Genomic DNA, 17,366 nt, shown 5'->3' on the forward strand with positions numbered 1-17,366 from the left:
CATGTTCCGTCCCAAGTTACTGTTCACCAGCCTTGCCGCGCTCGCCCTCGGCGCCTGCTCGCCGCAGGACCCGCAAGCGGTCACTTCGGCGGCGATCGCCAAATCGGTGATCCTGCCGACCTACACTCGCTGGGTCGAAGCCGACCGGCAACTGGCGGTCAGCGCCCTCGCCTACTGCCAGGGCAAAGAGACCCTGGAAACCGCCCGTGCCGACTTCCTTCACGCGCAGAAAGCCTGGGCCGAGTTGCAACCGCTGTTGATCGGGCCGCTGGCCGAGGGCAATCGCTCGTGGCAAGTGCAGTTCTGGCCGGACAAGAAAAACCTCGTCGGCCGTCAGGTCGAGCAACTGGTCGTGGCCCAGCCGCAGATCGATGCCGCAGCGCTGGCCAAATCCAGCGTCGTGGTGCAGGGCCTGTCGGCTTACGAATACATCCTCTTCGACGCCAAGCCTGACGTCGCCAACGACGCGCAAAAAGCCAAATACTGCCCGCTGCTGATCGCCATCGGCGAACGCCAGAAGCAACTGGCGGAAGAAATCCTGCAGGGCTGGAACAACACCGACGGCATGCTCGCGCAGATGAGCAAGTTCCCTAACCAGCGCTACGCCGACTCCCACGAAGCGATCGCCGATCTGCTGCGCGTACAAGTGACGGCACTGGATACCCTGAAGAAAAAACTCGGCACGCCGATGGGCCGGCAAAGCAAAGGCGTGCCGCAGCCATTCCAGGCGGATGCGTGGCGCAGCCAGTCGTCGCTGTCGGCGTTGGAAGCCAGCCTTGCCGCAGCCAAAACCGTCTGGGAAGGCGTCGACAACAAAGGCCTGCGCGGTCTGCTGCCGGCCGAGCAGAAACCGTTGGCGGACAAGATCGACGCTGCTTATGCCGCCTCGCTTAAACTGTTCGACAGCACCCAGCGTTCGCTCGGCGAAATGCTCGAGGACGACGCCGGTCGACAGCAACTCAACGATATCTACGACAGCCTCAACGTCGTCCATCGCCTGCATGAAGGCGAGCTGGCCAAGGCGCTGGGCATCCAACTGGGCTTCAACGCCAACGACGGTGACTGATGAGGGCGAGTGCCATGCTGCGACGTCAGGTTCTGACTTTAGGTAGTGCACTGCTGGGAGCAGTGACGCTGGGCGGCTGGACGCTGTTCAAACGCAAGGATCAGAGCCCGCTGCTGCTGTCGGCGCGCGACGATACTGACGGCAAGCATTACGCCGTCGGCTATCGGCTCGACGGTACGCGAGTGTTCGCCACCCACGTCGGCCAGCGTTGTCACGACATCATCAATCATCCGACGCAGCCGCTGGCGCTGTTCGTCGCGCGGCGTCCGGGAACCGAGAGTTACCTGATCGACCTGCGCGACGGCAAGCTGCTGCAGACCGTGACCTCGCAGCCGGACCGGCACTTCTACGGCCACGCCGTGGTGCACAAGGACGGCGAATACCTGTACGCCACCGAGAATGACACGAGCGATCCCGGCCGTGGCCTGCTCGGCGTGTACAAGTTCGAAGGCGAACGGCTGGTGCACACGGGCGAGATTTCCACTCACGGTCTCGGCCCGCATCAGGTGTCCTGGATGCCCGACGGCGAGACGCTGGTAGTGGCCAACGGTGGGATTCGCACCGAGGCGGAAAGCCGCGTCGACATGAACCTTAACGCCATGGAACCGAGCCTGGTGTTGATGCAGCGCGACGGCACGTTGCTGAGCAAGGAAACCCTCGCCCAGCAGATGAACAGCGTCCGCCACCTGGGCATCGCCAGTGACGGCACCATCGTCGCCGGTCAGCAATTCATGGGGCCGTCCCACGAGCGTTCGGAGCTGTTGGCGATCAAGCGACCGGGACAAGCGTTCGTGGCGTTCCCGGTGGCCGAGCAGCAGTTGCAGGCGATGGGGCACTACACCGCCAGCGTCGCGGTGCACAGCGATCTGCGTCTGGTCGCGTTGACGGCGCCGCGCGGCAATCGTTTCTTTATCTGGGATCTGGACAGCGGCGAACTGCGCCTCGATGCGCCTTTGCCTGATTGTGCCGGCGTCGGTGCGGTAAAGGATGGCTTTGTCGTGACCTCGGGGCAGGGCCGTTGCCGTTACTACGATTGCCGCCAGGAACAACTGCTGGCCAAGCCGCTGGAATTGCCGGCGGGGCTCTGGGACAACCATCTTCATCTGATGGCCTGATACCCTCCCATTTTTGAGATGGCCCCCCATCCTGTGGCGAGGGGATTTATCCCCGTTGGGTGGCGCAGCCGCCCTTAAAACTGCAATTGCGGTATGACTGATGGATTCAGGGGGCCGCTTCGCAGCCCAACGGGGATAAATCCCCTCGCCACAGGGTTCATATCCGGCCTTCACGTAATAACTGCCAGTTGGAATCCCCACCTGACTCGGAGTAATGTGCCCGCCTGTCTCATGATTTATCCAAGGAACTGGAAATATGCTGCGTCGCCGCATGCTGATCATGTTGGGTGTTGTTTTGCTGATCGTCCTGGTACTGGGCGGATACAAAGCCTTTTCGATCTACACGATGATCCAGGGCTTTTCCAAGCCGAAGCCGCCGATCAGCGTCGCCGTGGCCACTGCCGGCGAACAGCCGTGGCAGATGCGCCTGCCCACCGTCGGCACGCTCAAGGCGCTGCAAGGTGTCGACTTGAGTCTGGAAGTCGCCGGCACCGTCACTGAACTCAAATTCGAATCCGGGCAGAAGGTCAAGGCCGGGCAACCGTTGCTGCAACTCGACAGCGCCGTCGAAACCGCCCTGCTCGAAACCGCCAAGGCTGATCTGGGTCTGGCGCAACTCGACTTCGGCCGTGGCGCGCAACTGGTCGACAGCCGTGCGATCTCCAAAGGCGAGTACGACCGCCTCTCCGCCGTGCTGCAAAAGAACAAGGCCACGGTCAACCAGCTCAACGCGTCGCTGGCGAAAAAGCGCATCCTCGCGCCGTTCAGCGGCACTATCGGCATCCGCCAGGTCGACGTCGGCGACTACCTCGCCAGTGGCACCAAAATCGCCACGTTGCAGGACTTGAGCAGCCTCTACGCCGACTTCTACGTGCCCGAACAAGCGGTGCCGAAACTCGCTATCGGCCAGCCCGTGCAGTTCACTGTCGCCGCTTATCCGGGACAGAACTTTGTCGGCAAGATCAGCGCGATCAACCCGATCGTCGAAAGCACCACGCGCAATATTCTGGTCCGTGCCACCCTCGCCAACCCCGACGGCAAGCTCCTGCCGGGGATGTTCGCCAGCCTTGAAGTGCTGCTGCCGAATCCGCAGAAGCACATCGTCGTGCCGGAAAGCGCGATCACCTACACCCTGTACGGCAACTCGGTTTACGTGGTCGGGCAGAAGAAGGCCGAGGACGGCAGCGTCGCCAAGGATGACAACGGCCAACCGCTGCTGATTGCCGAGCGGCGCTTCGTCGAGACCGGTGAACGCCGCGATGGCCTGGTGATGATCAACAAGGGCGTGCAGAGCGGCGAACAAGTGGTAACGGCGGGCCAGATCAAACTGGACAACGGCGCCCACATTGCCATCAGCGACGACAAGACCCTCGGCGAGCAGAACAGTCCGCCTCGCGCCGACTGATCAAGGAATCCCCATGGCTTTTACCGATCCGTTCATCCGCCGCCCGGTGCTCGCCACCGTGGTCAGCCTGCTGATTGTGCTGCTGGGCTTTCAGGCCTGGAGCAAGCTGCCGCTGCGCCAGTACCCGCAAATGGAAAACGCCCTGATCACGGTGACCACGGCTTATCCCGGGGCCAACGCCGAAACCATTCAGGGCTACATCACCCAGCCGATGCAACAGAGCCTGGCCAGCGCCGAAGGCATCGATTACATGACCTCGGTCAGCCGGCAGAACTTCTCGGTGATCTCGATCTACGCGCGCATCGGTGCCAACACCGACCGCTTGTTCACCGAACTGCTGGCCAAGGCCAACGAGGTAAAGAACAAGCTGCCGCAGGACGCAGAAGACCCGGTGCTGAGCAAGGAATCCGCCGACGCTTCGGCGCTGATGTACATCAGTTTCTTCAGCAAAGACCTGAGCAACCCGCAGATCACCGACTATCTGTCGCGGGTCATCCAGCCGAAACTGGCGACGCTGCCGGGCATGGCCGAAGCGGAGATCCTCGGCAATCAGGTGTTCGCCATGCGCCTGTGGCTCGACCCGGTGAAACTCGCCGGCTTCGGCCTCAGCGCCGCCGACGTGACTGCGGCGGTGCGCCAGTACAACTTCCTCTCCGCCGCCGGCGAAGTGAAAGGCGAGTACACCGTCACCAGCATCAACGCCAACACCGAACTGAAATCCGCCGAGGCCTTTTCGGCGATTCCGCTTAAGGTCGATGGTGACAGCCGCGTGCTGCTGCGTGATGTCGCGCGGGTGGAAATGGGCGCGGAAAACTACGACTCGATCAGCTCGTTCGGCGGCACGCCGTCGGTGTACATCGGCATCAAGGCCACCCCCGGCGCCAACCCGCTGGACGTGATCAAGGAAGTGCGCAAGCTGATGCCCGAGCTGGAAGCGCAGCTGCCGCCGAACCTGAAAAGCGAGATCGCCTACGACGCCACGCTGTTCATTCAGGCCTCGATCGATGAGGTGGTGAAGACCTTGTTCGAAGCGGTACTGATCGTCATCGTCGTGGTGTTCCTGTTCCTCGGCGCGTTGCGTTCGGTGGTGATCCCGGTGGTGACCATTCCGCTGTCGATGATCGGCGTGATGTTCTTCATGCAGATGATGGGTTACTCGATGAACCTGCTGACGCTGCTGGCGATGGTGCTGGCCATCGGTCTGGTGGTGGACGACGCGATCGTCGTGGTGGAAAACATCCACCGGCACATCGAGGAAGGCAAGACGCCGTTCGACGCAGCCCTGGAAGGCGCCCGGGAAATCGCCATGCCAGTGGTGTCGATGACCATCACCCTGGCGGCGGTGTATGCGCCGATCGGTTTCCTCACCGGGCTGACCGGAGCGCTGTTCAAGGAGTTCGCCCTGACCCTGGCCGGCGCAGTGGTGATTTCCGGCGTCGTCGCCCTGACGCTGTCGCCGATGATGTGCGCGTTTCTGCTGCGCCACGAAGAGAATCCCGGCGGCCTGGCCCATCGTCTCGACCGAGTCTTTGAAGGCCTCAAGCGCCGTTATCAAAGCATGCTGCATGGCACGCTGAATACTCGGCCGGTGGTGCTGGTGTTCGCGGTGATCGTGCTGTGCCTGATTCCGGTGTTTCTCAAGTTCACCAAGTCGGAACTGGCCCCGGACGAAGACCAGGGCATCATTTTCATGATGGCCAGCGCGCCGCAGCCGACCAACCTCGACTACCTGAGCACCTACACCGACGAATTCATCACCATCTTCAAGGAGTTTCCCGAGTACTACTCATCGTTCCAGATCAACGGCTACAACGGCGTGCAGGCCGGTATCGGCGGCTTCCTGCTCAAGCCGTGGAACGAGCGCAGCCGCACGCAGATGGAAATCCTTCCCGAGGTGCAGAGCAAACTGGAGAGCATTCCCGGCCTGCAGATCTTCGGTTTCAACCTGCCCTCCCTGCCCGGCACCGGTGAAGGCCTGCCCTTCGAATTCGTGGTCAACACCGCCAATGACTATGAACTGCTGCTGCAAGTCGCCGAGCGCATCGAGAAACGCGCCATGGAGTCAGGCAAGTTCGCCTTCGTCGACCTCGATCTGGCGTTCGACAAGCCGGAAGTAGTGGTCGATATCGACCGCGACAAGGCTGCGCAGATGGGCGTGTCGATGCTAGACCTCGGCAGCACGCTGGCGACCTTGCTGGGCGAGGCGGAGATCAACCGCTTCACCATCGACGGGCGCAGCTACAAGGTCATCGCCCAGGTCGAACGGGCCTACCGCGACAACCCGGACTGGCTGAACAATTACTACGTGAAAAACACCCAGGGCGAATTGCTGCCGCTGTCGACGCTGATCAAGGTCAGCGACCGCGCAAGGCCGCGCCAGCTCAATCAGTTCCAGCAGCTCAACGCGGCGAAGATTTCCGGTTTCCCGCTGGTGAGCATGGGCGAAGCCATCGATACCGTGCTGCAGATTGCCCGCGAAGAAGCACCGGCCGGGTTTGCCTTCGATTACGGTGGTGCCTCGCGCCAGTACGTGCAGGAAGGCAGCGCATTGTGGGTCACATTCGCTCTGGCGCTGGCGATCATCTTTCTGGTGCTGGCCGCACAGTTCGAAAGCTTCCGCGATCCGTTGGTGATTCTGATCACCGTACCGCTGTCGATCTGCGGCGCGCTGATCCCGTTGTTCCTCGGCTGGTCGAGCATGAACATCTACACCCAGGTGGGGCTGGTGACGCTGATCGGCCTGATCAGCAAGCACGGCATCCTGATCGTCGAATTCGCCAACCAGTTGCGCAAGGACAAGGGCCTGAGCGCCCGTGACGCGGTGGAGGAAGCGGCAGCAATTCGCTTGCGCCCGGTGCTGATGACGACGGCGGCAATGGTGTTCGGCATGGTGCCGCTGATTCTGGCCACCGGGGCGGGAGCCGTGAGCCGTTTTGATATCGGCATGGTGATTGCCACAGGGATGTCGATTGGCACGTTGTTTACGTTGTTCGTGCTGCCGTGTGTTTATACCTTCCTTGCTAAGCCAGATGCCAGATAAGCACATTTCCCTGTGGGAGCGAGCCTGCTCGCGAATGCGGTATTTCAGTTGCATTGATGTCGACTGACACACCTTCGCGAGCAGGCTCGCTCCCACAGAGGACGATATGTATCTTGAAAGTTGTGGAATAAAAAAGGCCTCGCAATTGCGAGGCCTTTTATTTGGGCTTGAATCGTTTCAACTGGCTGGCCTCATCCCTTGGGACAGTCCGAACATGAACAACAGCAGATCATGATCGGGCTGGGTCGCCACGGAAGCCTTGGCCACCCGTGGAACCGAACAATGAGCGTCGTTCCCGGACGCCCCTATGACCTGCATGCGCGGCTGCTCCCAGGCAGCCACCGCCAGTGAAGCAACTGCCAAGGCCCCGATCAGGAACAAACCTCGTGCAATTTCGAGTTTCATCGCTATAAACCTTTGATAGCGCTGCCAAACGCCGTCTCATAAAAGTAGACGAGTTTCTTCCAGTCGGCATCGCGGAACGACGAATGGCGACGCAGTTGCTTCATGTCATGCTGCGCGGCGCGATAGGGGGTCAGACGCTGGCGGCACTTCTCCAGATCGATCAACGCCACTTCAACCTTCGCCGCTTCGCCCTCGCCGGTGACCCGAACGAAAACGTGCTTGATGTAAATGCAGCTGTGCTGCCAGCGGCCCTTGTGCATGCGCGCCAAGTTTTCGGCGAGGTCCTTGAGGACTTTCTCGTAAACCACGTCGCCACACTGATCGCGACCACCGGCAGCGGCCAGCCAGTGTTCCAGTTCCTGGAAACCATCGAGCGATTTGGTGACAAGCAGCGCGCGCCATTTGTACTGCGGATCCGGCTGGGCGCCGCAAAAGACGATCTGCGGTACGCGCACGCCGAGTTTGCTAACGCCAGTCAGGGCGTCGAGTTCGCGCAATACGGTCGGGCGACCGAAGGGATGCAACCAACTGCGATAGATGTGCCCGGTCTGGCGCTTGGCGTACAAAAGCTGCCCGTCACGGTCGACGATGCGCTGCACCCCGCTTTCGCCACCACGGCGCACATTGGGCTCTTCAACCCATTCGCCGCGCTGGTTCCAGTAATAATCGAAACGATCCTGGGGAGCGACATCCGCTTCAACCGCTGCTTGCACTGCCATCCTCTACCTCTTGCGTAATACGTAAACTCGCCACATCGCATAGAGCGGTATGAAGTCCAGTTGTTCCTGAATGCGGAAACCCGCCTGTTCAAATTCTTTCTCGATCGTCGCCGCCGGAATCAGAAACCGATTCTGGTAATCATGACTTGGCCGATCCCGCTCGGCGCGCTTGCGCTTCCAGGCCTTGAAATTGCCGTCGACCCACAACGAAACAATCACGCTGTCGCGGGTCACCCGCTCGAACTCGCGCAGGATCACCCGACGGTGCTCGGCCTCGCCGATGTGGTGCAACAGACGCATGCAAAAGATGCTGTCGACCGAGTTATCCGGCAGAGCGATATCGAATGCCGAGGTGTGCAGCGGTTGTACACGCTTGACCACCTCGGCCGGTTGTCCCTGCATCGCGGTCTTGATCATCGACTCGGAATTGTCCGCGCCGATGATCACCCGGTTGGGCTTCTCCGCGAGCATTGGCCAGAAACGCCCGGCACCGCAGGGCAGATCCAGCACCAGCCCGGGATCTCCCGCCAGCGCCAAGGCCTTGCGACCGACTTGCTCATCGCGCAAGTGCGACAGGCGGCGACCGAGGCTTTGCTGGTGCTTGCGCAGATATCGTTGTGCGTGTTGGTCGTCGTACTTTTCGGAAAAATCGAGCTTGATCGGGCCGGCCATCATCTGGACTCCTGTTCTGATGACGCCACCTTAAACAGCGGCGTGTCAGCGTCAGGTCATCCAATTGTGAAAAATCTGTCAGGTAAATCCGTAAATTATTACAACGTTATACAGGATTCAGACAGGTGTACGGGAGTAGCCTCGAGCCACTATTTGCTGGCATTCACGCCAAGATCTACCTCGAATCGGCAGCCATTGGGGTCCATCGTGCTCAAGCTGACCGTCCAGCCCTGGTTTTCGCAGATACGCTGCACAAGCGACAAACCCAGGCCCAGCCCTTCGCCACGCTTCTCGCTGCCGCGCACAAAGGGCTCGAACATCGCCTCGCGTTTTTCCTCGGGAATGCCCACGCCCGAATCCTCAACGACGAAACCGTTGGCGGTGAGCGTCAGGCGAATGAAACCCTGTTCGGTGTAATGCAGTGCGTTACGCAGAAGGTTACCCATCACCGCGTTCAGCAAGGTCGCGTTGTAGCGAGTATCCGCTGGTGTGCCCGGCTCGAATATCAGTGTCAGCCCCTTGCGCTCGATCGGCTCACGCCACAGGCACAGCAGGCTCTCGGCCACTTGTGTGAGGTTCTGCTGGGGCGCCGCTGCGGCCTCTTCGTTCTGCGTGCGCGCCAGCATCAGGAAGGTCTGTACCAGTTCGCGCATCTCCTCGCTGGCCCGGGCAATGCGCTCGACCTGGGCGCGACCGCGCTGATCGATTCCGGGGTTTTCCAGCAGCAGTTCGCAGGAACTGGCCAGGACCATCAGCGGCGTGCGCAATTCATGGCTGACGTCGCTGGTGAACAGACGTTCGCGGGTCAGTGCCTGACGCAAGCGCCCCAAGGTGGCATCGAACGCCACCGCCAGTTCACCGACTTCATCCGCCGCGTAGTCCGGCGCCAAGGGTGGCGCCAGCCCGAGCAGCTGGTCGCGATGACGGACCTGCCGCGCCAGGCGCACCACCGGCGCCATCACCTTGCGCGCGAGCACCCAGCCAAGAAACACCGCCAGCGCCAGACTGAGCACGAAGCCCACCAGCACCACCGCAAACAGCACGCGCTCGCGCTCTTCGAAATCGCTCTGGTCCTGCAGCAAGACATAACGCCGACCATCCACCACTTCGACCATGGCGTGATAGGACAGCTGCTCGCGAAAGACCTCATGGAAACCGGCATCGAGGTGACGCAGATCCTTGGGCAGGTCGAAATCCCCAGGCCCGCCACTGAAATAGAACAACTGATCCGGCTCGGGCCGATGGCTCCAGTCGGAGACATTGTCCATCAGCAGCAAACGTTGCAGGTCGCCGCCCAATCCCGCCGAAATCAGTTTCTCTTCCACCAGGTGCACCGTCGCAACGATGCCCATGGCGAAAGCGCCGGCGACCAGTGCGCTCATCAGCGCAAAGGCGATGATGATCCGCTGGGAAAGACTCTGCTTAAACTCCATCTCGCCCCTCGGCCAAGCGATAACCGACACCGTGCACGGTGTGCAGCAGTGGCTTGGCGAATGGCTTGTCGATCACCTGGCGCAATTGGTGGACATGGCTGCGCAGGCTGTCGCTGTCCGGGCAGTCATCGCCCCACAGCGCTTCTTCAAGAATCTCCCGACGCAGCACGTGCGGGCTCTTCTGCATCAACACCGCGAGCAGCTTGAGGCCGACCGGGTTGAGCTTGAGCAGCTTGCCTTCGCGGGTCACTTCCAGGGTGTCGAGGTCGTAGCTCAGGTCACCGACCTGCAACGCCCGGCGACCGCCGCCCTGAGCACGGCGCATCACCGCTTCGACGCGGGCCGCTAGCTCAGACAGCGCAAACGGTTTGATCAGGTAATCGTCGGCGCCGGACTTGAAGCCTTGCAGCCGGTCGTCGAGTTGATCGCGGGCGGTGAGCATGATCACCGGCGTGTCACGCCGGGCGTCTTCGCGCAGGCGTTTGCACAAGGTGTAGCCGTCGATGCCGGGCAGCATGATGTCGAGCACGATCAGATCGTAATGCTCGGTCGCCGCCAGATGCAGACCGGACAGACCATCCTGGGCGCAATCGACGGTATAGCCCTTGAGGCCCAGGTAGTCGGCCAGATTGGCCAGGATGTCGCGGTTGTCTTCGACCAGCAGAATTCGCATGGGCACCTCCTCCGAACGGGGTAACGGCCGTCTTGGCCCGCGCAGCTTACGGCCAAGAGCGGCTGAGGGCTAGGGGCGTTTTTCGATAAACCTGCGCTGCGCGCTGCGACGTTTTTTTCACTTTCGGTTAACAAATCGCCGACGCCAGCGCGCGCAGACTCCGCGCGATTACGCTCTCTCCTCCGTTCATCGACCAAGGAACCTGCCATGGTGTCGACCTCTGCCCTTCCCGCTTCAAGACCGCTCAACTGGTGGTTGTGTCTGGGCATTCCCGCAGCGGCGGCGATCATTTTGCTGTTGCTCGAACTGACCGATCTGGACATGGTTCTGGCGCAAATGTTCTACGACCCGGTCGCGGGGGATTTCATCGGGCGGCACAGCTATGTGCTTGAAGACATCCTGCATGACCGGGCAAAACAGCTGGTGATCGGCTTCTCGGTGTTTGCCATTCTGGGTTTCATCGGTGCGTTTTTCATCGAACGGCTGAAACCGTTCAAGCGTGAATTGGGCTGTCTGGTGCTGTCGCTGGGGCTGGCGACTTCGTTTGTTACTCCAGTCAAAGCCGTCACCGCCGTGCAGTGCCCATGGAGCCTGGAGCAATTCGGCGGTCACGAGACCTACAGCAAACTCATGGAACATCGCCCCGCCACGGACAAGCCGGGACGTTGCTGGCCGGGTGGCCATGCGGCGACCGGGTTCACCCTGTTTGCACTGTTCTTCGTGCTGCGCGACCGCCGTCCACGACTGGCGCGGCAGGCGTTTGTGTTCGCCTTTGCGCTGGGTTCGGTGTTCTCGATCAGTCGCATGATGCAAGGCGCGCACTTCTTTTCGCACAACGTGTGGACGGCGATTTTCTGCTGGCTGATTTGCCTGGGGGCTTATTACTGGGTGCTGTATCGCCCGGCTGGCAAGACTTCGACGGCGATGAACACACAGCCGATCAATGCCTGAAATAAAGCACCTGTGGGAGCGAGCCTGCTCGCGAATTGTCGGCTCAACTGGCTTGCATGTCGGATGACAGACCGCTTTCGCGAGCAGGCTCGCTCCCACAGGGGGATACCAGTGAGCTTCGAAATTGGGGTAATAAAAAACCCCGCTGACTTTCGCCAGCGGGGTTTCGCGTTACAGGGCCAGGGCTGGCTTACATCATGCCGCCCATGCCACCCATGCCGCCCATGTCTGGCATACCGCCGCCAGCTGCACCTTCTTTCTTCGGTGCGTCGGCAACCGCTGCTTCGGTGGTCAGGATCAGACCGCCGATCGAGGCTGCAGCTTGCAGAGCCGAACGGGTTACCTTGGTTGGATCCAGGATGCCCATTTCGATCATGTCGCCGTATTCGCCGGAAGCAGCGTTGTAACCGAAGTTACCTTTGCCGTTCTTCACTTCGTTGACGACTACGCTTGGCTCGTCACCGGAGTTGGCAGCGATCTGACGCAGCGGCGCTTCAACAGCGCGACGCAGCACAGCAATACCAACGTTCTGGTCAGCGTTGTCGCCGGTCAGCTCGGTCAGTGCTTCCAGAGCACGGATCAGCGCCACGCCACCGCCAGGTACCACGCCTTCTTCAACGGCTGCGCGGGTTGCGTGCAGGGCGTCTTCAACGCGGGCTTTCTTCTCTTTCATTTCAACTTCGGAACCAGCGCCAACCTTGATCACTGCAACGCCGCCGGACAGCTTGGCCAGACGCTCTTGCAGTTTTTCACGGTCGTAGTCCGAGGAAGTTTCGGCAACCTGGGCGCGGATCTGGGCGATACGGCCTTCGATGTCTGCCTGCACGCCAGCACCGTCAACGATGATGGTGTTTTCCTTGGACAGGGTTACGCGCTTGGCGTTACCCAGGTGCTCCAGGGTGGTGCTTTCCAGGCTCAGACCGATCTCTTCGGAGATAACGGTACCGCCGGTCAGAACAGCGATGTCCTGCAGCATGGCCTTGCGACGGTCGCCGAAGCCCGGTGCCTTGACGGCAGCGACTTTGACGATGCCACGCATGTTGTTCACAACCAGAGTCGCCAGGGCTTCGCCTTCAACGTCTTCGGCCACGATCAGCAATGGACGGCCGGCTTTGGCAACGGCTTCCAGCACTGGCAGCATTTCGCGGATGTTCGAGATCTTCTTGTCGACCAGCAGGATCAGCGGGCCGTCGAGCTCGGCAACCATGGTGTCCGGCTTGTTGACGAAGTATGGCGACAGGTAGCCACGGTCGAACTGCATGCCTTCTACAACCGACAGTTCGTTTTCCAGGCCCGAGCCTTCTTCGACGGTGATCACGCCTTCTTTACCGACTTTTTCCATGGCTTCGGCAATGATGTCGCCGATGGAGTTGTCGGAGTTGGCCGAGATGGTGCCGACCTGAGCGATGGCTTTGAAGTCAGCGCATGGCTTGGACAGGGCTTTGAGCTCTTTGACAATGGCGATGGTCGCCTTGTCGATGCCGCGCTTAAGGTCCATCGGGTTCATGCCGGCAGCGACGGCTTTCAGGCCTTCGTTGACGATCGACTGAGCCAGAACGGTAGCGGTGGTAGTACCGTCACCAGCGTCATCGTTGGCACGGGAGGCAACGTCTTTGACCAGCTGCGCGCCCATGTTTTCGAAGCGGTCATCCAGTTCGATTTCTTTGGCGACGGAAACGCCGTCCTTGGTGATGGTCGGAGCGCCGAAGCTCTTCTCGATAACCACGTTACGGCCTTTCGGGCCCAGGGTCGCTTTTACCGCGTCAGCCAGAACGTTGACGCCTTTGAGCATCTTGGTGCGGGCGGCATCGCCGAACTTAACTTCTTTAGCAGCCATGATCGATATTCCTTAAATACTTTGTAGTAACGGGAAAATGAACGGGAGTATCAGCCTTCGATAACCGCGAGAATTTCGTTCTCGCTCATTACCAGCAGGTCTTCGCCATCGACTTTCACAGTGTTGCTGCCGGAGTAAGGACCGAACACAACCTTGTCGCCTTCCTTCACGGACAGTGCACGCACTTCACCGTTTTCCAGAGCTTTGCCCGGGCCTACAGCGAGAATCACACCGTGGTTGGCTTTTTCAGCAGCCGAACCTGGCAGGACGATACCGCCAGCGGTTTTCTTTTCTTCTTCGCTGCGACGGATGACGACGCGGTCATGCAGAGGACGAAGCTTCATTGTCGATCTCTCCTAATTGTGGTTTTCATCGGCCGGTGTAGTCCCGGCGGGTTTAACGAATCCGGCCTGCGCCGGTTGCGGTCCGTCGAGCGAACCGCGCAAGTCTGTCCGGTTTGAATACCGGAAACCTTTCGGTGACCGATACATAGGGGCGTACAAGCCGATTACAAGGGCTGGCGGAAAAAATTTTTCATCGCCACCCAGTAAAAAAGCGCCATAAACGAGCACGGCACCCGAGGGTGCCGTGTCGATGCTGATATCACTTGTTGTCGCGGTGTTCGAACTCGCCTTCGATCACATTCGGCTCTCGACCGAGCGGCTCGCGCGGGGCCGGGCCGCCACGGGGTTGCAGGTCGTCGGCGAAGGCGCGCTGACGCATGGCCTGATCTTCGGCGCGCTGGCGCATCTTGTTCGCCAGCAGACGACGGGTGACCGGCAACAGCATCACCAGACCGACGACGTCACTGATGAAGCCGGGAATGATCAACAGGCCACCGGCCAGTGCCAGCATCAGGCCTTCGAGCATGGTCTGCGCGGGCAACTCGCCGCGATTCAGGCTTTCCCGGGCACGCAATGCGGTGGCCAGACCGGCGACGCGCAGCACGAACACACCGAACATCGAGCCGAGAATGATCAGCAGCAGGGCCGGGAAGAACCCGATAGAGCCTGCCACTTTGACGAATACGAACAGCTCCAGCACTGGAAACAGCAGAAAGAGCAACAGAAAAGGGCGCATCAAAGTTTCCTCAACGCAAGAAATGCCTTGCAGTAAGCCCTAGATGACGTCGCCCTTGCGTGAATTCAAGCTTAAATTTGCGCTTTTTTCGGCCAGGACTGGGCGTGAGCCAGAGAAACCAAGGCCTCGCGCACTTGTGTCGGCGTATTACATGGCGCCGCGAAGGGCAACCAGTAGACGGCCTGACCGATGCGCAGGTGCATGCCCTCGCTGTCGATGCCGGCCAGTTGCGCCGGCACACTGTTCGGCAGCCCGGCCAGCTCGACGTAATGGGCGATGGCCTTGGCATGATCGCTGTTCATGTGCTCGACCATGCTGATTTCAGCCTTGCCGGCGAACGGGTTGGCCAAGGTCAGATCGTCGATCCAGTGGATCGCACCAAAGCCGCCGATGTAGCGATGGCGCACCGGATCGAGCACCCAGAAGTCGAAGTCGTGGGCCTGGTGATAATTCTGCGAGTCGGGGAAATAGCGGTAGTAGCGTTCGGCGGCAGCCTCAATCGCTGCCGGTTCTGCGAGCTTCTGCGCTTCGGCCAGATAAGTCAGCCGCCCGACCGCCTGCACATCGTCGGCCTCGCGCTCGCCCACCAGCATCGAACACTTCGGATCTTTCTGCAGGTTATGCGTGTGCTGGGCGATGCGGCTGATCAGGATCAGCGGCCGGCCCTGCTCGTCCAGGCAATACGGCACAACCGAGCCAAAGGGAAAACCCGGCATCGATTTGGAGTGGGTCGACAGCACTCCCCGGTATTCCTTGAGAAGCAATTCTCGGGCATTCTTCGCCACTTCAGCGCTCAATTTGTGACTCCTTAATTAGGTTCCGTCTAGAAAACGGACAGGCGCGCAGCGAAAAGTAACCGGCGCGCATCGGGCAAATGTTCGTGTGCTACCAGGCCTGACCGGTGCCGATCGAGCGTTGCCGACAACAAAAACAACTCAGACCTGCCAGCGGGACATGCGAATGCAACTCAACGACAAAGTAATCATTATCACCGGCGGTTGCCAGGGTTTGGGCCGTTCCATGGCCGAGTATTTCGCCGGCAAGGGCGCGAAGCTGGCCCTGGTCGATTTGAATCAGGAAAAACTCGACGCCGCCGTGGCCGCCTGTAAAGCCAAGGGTGTCGAAGCGCGCAGCTACCTGTGCAACGTCGCCAATGAAGAACAGGTCGAGCACATGGTCGCGCAAGTGGCCGCAGACTTCGGCGCCATCCACGGCCTGATCAACAACGCCGGGATTCTGCGCGATGGTCTGTTGTTGAAGGTCAAGGACGGTGAGATGACCAAGATGAGCCTGGCGCAGTGGCAGGCAGTGATCGACGTCAACCTGACCGGCGTGTTCCTCTGCACCCGTGAAGTCGCGGCGAAGATGGTCGAGCTGAAGAACAGCGGCGCGATCATCAATATTTCGTCGATCTCCCGCGCAGGCAACGTCGGGCAGACCAACTATTCCGCAGCCAAGGCCGGCGTCGCAGCGGCGACCGTGACCTGGGCGAAGGAGCTGGCGCGTTACGGCATTCGCGTGGCGGGCATCGCACCGGGCTTCATCGAAACCGAAATGACTTTGGGCATGAAACCGGAAGCGCTGGAGAAGATGACGTCGGGGATTCCGCTCAAGCGCATGGGCAAGCCCGAAGAGATCGCCCATTCGGCGGCGTATATCTTCGAGAACGACTACTACACCGGGCGGATTCTGGAGATGGATGGCGGGTTGCGTATCTAAGTCCCATTACACAAGCCAATGTGGGAGCGAGCCTGCTCGCGAAGGCGTCGTATCAGGCAACTGATGAGTTGGATGACACACCGCTTTCGCGAGCAGGCTCGCTCCCACAGGTTTTTCAGCGCTGCCGATGGATCAATCGTCGCTGATGGTGATGTTCGGCATCGCCGGTGTCGCCGCTTCCTGCAACACGATCCGCGCGCCGACGTGGCGGGCCAGTTCCTGATAGACCATGGCGATCTGGCTGTCCGGCTCGGCGATTACGGTTGGCTTGCCGCCATCGGCCTGTTCGCGGATCAGCATCGACAGCGGCAGCGAGGCCAGCAATTCGACGCCGTACTGGGTGGCCAGTTTCTCGCCACCACCTTCACCGAACAGATGCTCGGCATGCCCGCAGTTCGAGCAGATGTGCACGGCCATGTTTTCCACCACGCCGAGCACCGGAATGTTGACCTTGCGGAACATTTCCACGCCTTTGCGTGCGTCGAGCAGTGCCAGATCCTGCGGCGTGGTGACGATCACCGCACCCGCCACCGGGACTTTCTGCGCCAGAGTCAGCTGAATGTCGCCGGTGCCTGGCGGCATGTCGATGACCAGATAATCCAGATCGCCCCACGCGGTTTGCGTAACCAACTGCAGCAGCGCCCCGGAAACCATCGGCCCGCGCCAGACCATCGGCGTGTTGTCGTCGGTCAGGAAGGCCATCGACATGACTTCCACGCCGTGAGCCTTGAGCGGCACGAACCACTTCTGATCCTTGACCTCAGGACGGGTGCGCTCGGGAATGCCGAACATGATGCCCTGGCTCGGGCCGTAGATATCGGCGTCGAGGATGCCGACCTTGGCACCTTCCCGTGCCAGCGCCAGCGCGAGATTGGCAGCGGTGGTGGATTTGCCCACGCCGCCCTTGCCGGAAGCGACGGCGACGACGTTCTTGACGTTGGCCAGCCCCGGAATCTGAGCCTGGGCCTTGTGCGCGGCGATCACGCTGGTGACCTCGACACGGGCGATGACCACGCCGTCGAGGTTTTCGATGGCCAGTTGCAGCAATTGCGCCCAACCGCTCTTGAACAGTCCGGCGGCGTAGCCGATTTCCAGCTGCACATTGACGCGGTCACCGATGATCTCGATGTTTTTCACGCAACCGGCGCTGACCGGGTCCTGGTTCAGGTAAGGGTCGGTGTATTGGCTGAGGACGGCTTCCACCGCTGCGCGAGTGACGGCGCTCATGGGCAACTCCGATAACAAGACTGG

Annotated in this window: 16 protein-coding genes; 6 read left to right on the plus strand and 10 right to left on the minus strand. The window is 60.6% G+C overall.

Annotation, left to right across the window (positions count from 1 at the left end):
- The first annotated feature begins 1 nt into the window (after position 1).
- The 4 genes from ACZ9BE_RS18410 (at position 2) to ACZ9BE_RS18425 (ending at position 6,626) form a co-directional block, all read left to right on the plus strand.
- Entirely contained in the window at positions 2 to 1,066 is a 1,065-nt protein-coding gene (locus ACZ9BE_RS18410; RefSeq protein ID WP_252876822.1) for an imelysin family protein, read from the plus strand.
- 14 nt (positions 1,067 to 1,080) lie between these two features.
- Entirely contained in the window at positions 1,081 to 2,181 is a 1,101-nt protein-coding gene (locus tag ACZ9BE_RS18415) for a DUF1513 domain-containing protein (RefSeq protein WP_056789981.1), read from the plus strand.
- 256 nt (positions 2,182 to 2,437) lie between these two features.
- On the plus strand, positions 2,438 to 3,586 hold the full coding sequence (locus ACZ9BE_RS18420) for an efflux RND transporter periplasmic adaptor subunit (protein WP_476249782.1): 1,149 nt from the start codon (positions 2,438 to 2,440) through the stop codon (positions 3,584 to 3,586).
- A gap of 13 nt (positions 3,587 to 3,599) precedes the next feature.
- The gene (locus ACZ9BE_RS18425) at positions 3,600 to 6,626 is read left to right on the plus strand and encodes a multidrug efflux RND transporter permease subunit (protein WP_476249783.1); all 3,027 of its coding nucleotides are present in this window, start codon (positions 3,600 to 3,602) and stop codon (positions 6,624 to 6,626) included.
- Positions 6,627 to 6,803: 177 nt separating this feature from the next.
- On the opposite strand, the gene ACZ9BE_RS18430 is transcribed toward ACZ9BE_RS18425, so the two are convergent.
- The 5 genes from ACZ9BE_RS18430 to colR all read right to left on the minus strand — a co-directional run bounded on the left by ACZ9BE_RS18430 (position 6,804) and on the right by colR (position 10,528).
- Complete coding sequence (locus ACZ9BE_RS18430) at positions 6,804 to 7,031, minus strand: hypothetical protein (protein ID WP_041479852.1); 228 nt, start codon at positions 7,029 to 7,031, stop codon at positions 6,804 to 6,806.
- A 2-nt stretch (positions 7,032 to 7,033) separates the two neighbouring features.
- A complete protein-coding gene (locus tag ACZ9BE_RS18435) occupies positions 7,034 to 7,750 on the minus strand; it encodes a lipopolysaccharide kinase InaA family protein (protein ID WP_041479853.1) in 717 nt (238 codons plus the stop codon).
- 3 nt (positions 7,751 to 7,753) lie between these two features.
- Positions 7,754 to 8,422 (minus strand): class I SAM-dependent methyltransferase, encoded by a 669-nt coding sequence (locus ACZ9BE_RS18440; RefSeq protein WP_041480029.1) that lies wholly within the window; start codon positions 8,420 to 8,422, stop codon positions 7,754 to 7,756.
- A gap of 149 nt (positions 8,423 to 8,571) precedes the next feature.
- Positions 8,572 to 9,855, minus strand: a complete 1,284-nt coding sequence (locus ACZ9BE_RS18445; RefSeq protein ID WP_041479854.1) for a sensor histidine kinase — start codon at positions 9,853 to 9,855, stop codon at positions 8,572 to 8,574.
- A complete protein-coding gene (gene colR / locus ACZ9BE_RS18450) occupies positions 9,845 to 10,528 on the minus strand; it encodes a two-component system response regulator ColR (RefSeq protein WP_041479855.1) in 684 nt (227 codons plus the stop codon). The genes ACZ9BE_RS18445 and colR overlap by 11 nt, the downstream gene beginning before the upstream one ends.
- A 207-nt stretch (positions 10,529 to 10,735) precedes the next feature.
- Here colR and ACZ9BE_RS18455 point away from each other — a divergent pair, with 207 nt between their 5' ends.
- Positions 10,736 to 11,479 (plus strand): phosphatase PAP2 family protein, encoded by a 744-nt coding sequence (locus ACZ9BE_RS18455; protein ID WP_041479856.1) that lies wholly within the window; start codon positions 10,736 to 10,738, stop codon positions 11,477 to 11,479.
- 190 nt (positions 11,480 to 11,669) lie between these two features.
- Here the strand turns inward: ACZ9BE_RS18455 and groL are convergent, their stop codons facing one another.
- From groL to ACZ9BE_RS18475, 4 genes are all read right to left on the minus strand, one after another.
- On the minus strand, positions 11,670 to 13,316 hold the full coding sequence (gene groL, locus ACZ9BE_RS18460) for a chaperonin GroEL (protein ID WP_016773419.1): 1,647 nt from the start codon (positions 13,314 to 13,316) through the stop codon (positions 11,670 to 11,672).
- 50 nt (positions 13,317 to 13,366) lie between these two features.
- On the minus strand, positions 13,367 to 13,660 hold the full coding sequence (locus ACZ9BE_RS18465; protein WP_007916610.1) for a co-chaperone GroES: 294 nt from the start codon (positions 13,658 to 13,660) through the stop codon (positions 13,367 to 13,369).
- Between the two features lie 259 nt (positions 13,661 to 13,919).
- The gene (locus ACZ9BE_RS18470; protein WP_016773418.1) at positions 13,920 to 14,396 is read right to left on the minus strand and encodes an FxsA family protein; all 477 of its coding nucleotides are present in this window, start codon (positions 14,394 to 14,396) and stop codon (positions 13,920 to 13,922) included.
- Positions 14,397 to 14,467: 71 nt separating this feature from the next.
- Positions 14,468 to 15,193, minus strand: a complete 726-nt coding sequence (locus tag ACZ9BE_RS18475) for a HugZ family pyridoxamine 5'-phosphate oxidase (RefSeq protein WP_476249784.1) — start codon at positions 15,191 to 15,193, stop codon at positions 14,468 to 14,470.
- A gap of 163 nt (positions 15,194 to 15,356) precedes the next feature.
- On the opposite strand from ACZ9BE_RS18475, the gene ACZ9BE_RS18480 reads away from it, so the two are divergent.
- Positions 15,357 to 16,115, plus strand: coding sequence for an SDR family oxidoreductase (locus ACZ9BE_RS18480; protein ID WP_095181795.1), 759 nt, complete (start codon positions 15,357 to 15,359; stop codon positions 16,113 to 16,115).
- Positions 16,116 to 16,247: 132 nt separating this feature from the next.
- Here the strand turns inward: ACZ9BE_RS18480 and apbC are convergent, their stop codons facing one another.
- A complete protein-coding gene (apbC, locus tag ACZ9BE_RS18485) occupies positions 16,248 to 17,342 on the minus strand; it encodes an iron-sulfur cluster carrier protein ApbC (RefSeq protein WP_024014150.1) in 1,095 nt (364 codons plus the stop codon).
- Between the last annotated feature and the right edge of the window lie 24 nt (positions 17,343 to 17,366).

This window comes from Pseudomonas sp. TE9122 (assembly GCF_056278925.1).

Bases quoted from the DNA above. Each gene is read 5' to 3' on its own strand.
- ACZ9BE_RS18410 (WP_252876822.1), top strand. From the start codon at position 2: ATGTTCCGTCCCAAGTTACTGTTCACCAGCCTTGCCGCGCTCGCCCTC.
- ACZ9BE_RS18415 (WP_056789981.1), top strand. From the start codon at position 1,081: ATGCTGCGACGTCAGGTTCTGACTTTAGGTAGTGCACTGCTGGGAGCA.
- ACZ9BE_RS18420 (WP_476249782.1), top strand. From the start codon at position 2,438: ATGCTGCGTCGCCGCATGCTGATCATGTTGGGTGTTGTTTTGCTGATC.
- ACZ9BE_RS18425 (WP_476249783.1), top strand. From the start codon at position 3,600: ATGGCTTTTACCGATCCGTTCATCCGCCGCCCGGTGCTCGCCACCGTG.
- ACZ9BE_RS18430 (WP_041479852.1), bottom strand. From the start codon at position 7,031: ATGAAACTCGAAATTGCACGAGGTTTGTTCCTGATCGGGGCCTTGGCA.
- ACZ9BE_RS18435 (WP_041479853.1), bottom strand. From the start codon at position 7,750: ATGGCAGTGCAAGCAGCGGTTGAAGCGGATGTCGCTCCCCAGGATCGT.
- ACZ9BE_RS18440 (WP_041480029.1), bottom strand. From the start codon at position 8,422: ATGGCCGGCCCGATCAAGCTCGATTTTTCCGAAAAGTACGACGACCAA.
- ACZ9BE_RS18445 (WP_041479854.1), bottom strand. From the start codon at position 9,855: ATGGAGTTTAAGCAGAGTCTTTCCCAGCGGATCATCATCGCCTTTGCG.
- colR (WP_041479855.1), bottom strand. From the start codon at position 10,528: ATGCGAATTCTGCTGGTCGAAGACAACCGCGACATCCTGGCCAATCTG.
- ACZ9BE_RS18455 (WP_041479856.1), top strand. From the start codon at position 10,736: ATGGTGTCGACCTCTGCCCTTCCCGCTTCAAGACCGCTCAACTGGTGG.
- groL (WP_016773419.1), bottom strand. From the start codon at position 13,316: ATGGCTGCTAAAGAAGTTAAGTTCGGCGATGCCGCCCGCACCAAGATG.
- ACZ9BE_RS18465 (WP_007916610.1), bottom strand. From the start codon at position 13,660: ATGAAGCTTCGTCCTCTGCATGACCGCGTCGTCATCCGTCGCAGCGAA.
- ACZ9BE_RS18470 (WP_016773418.1), bottom strand. From the start codon at position 14,396: ATGCGCCCTTTTCTGTTGCTCTTTCTGCTGTTTCCAGTGCTGGAGCTG.
- ACZ9BE_RS18480 (WP_095181795.1), top strand. From the start codon at position 15,357: ATGCAACTCAACGACAAAGTAATCATTATCACCGGCGGTTGCCAGGGT.
- apbC (WP_024014150.1), bottom strand. From the start codon at position 17,342: ATGAGCGCCGTCACTCGCGCAGCGGTGGAAGCCGTCCTCAGCCAATAC.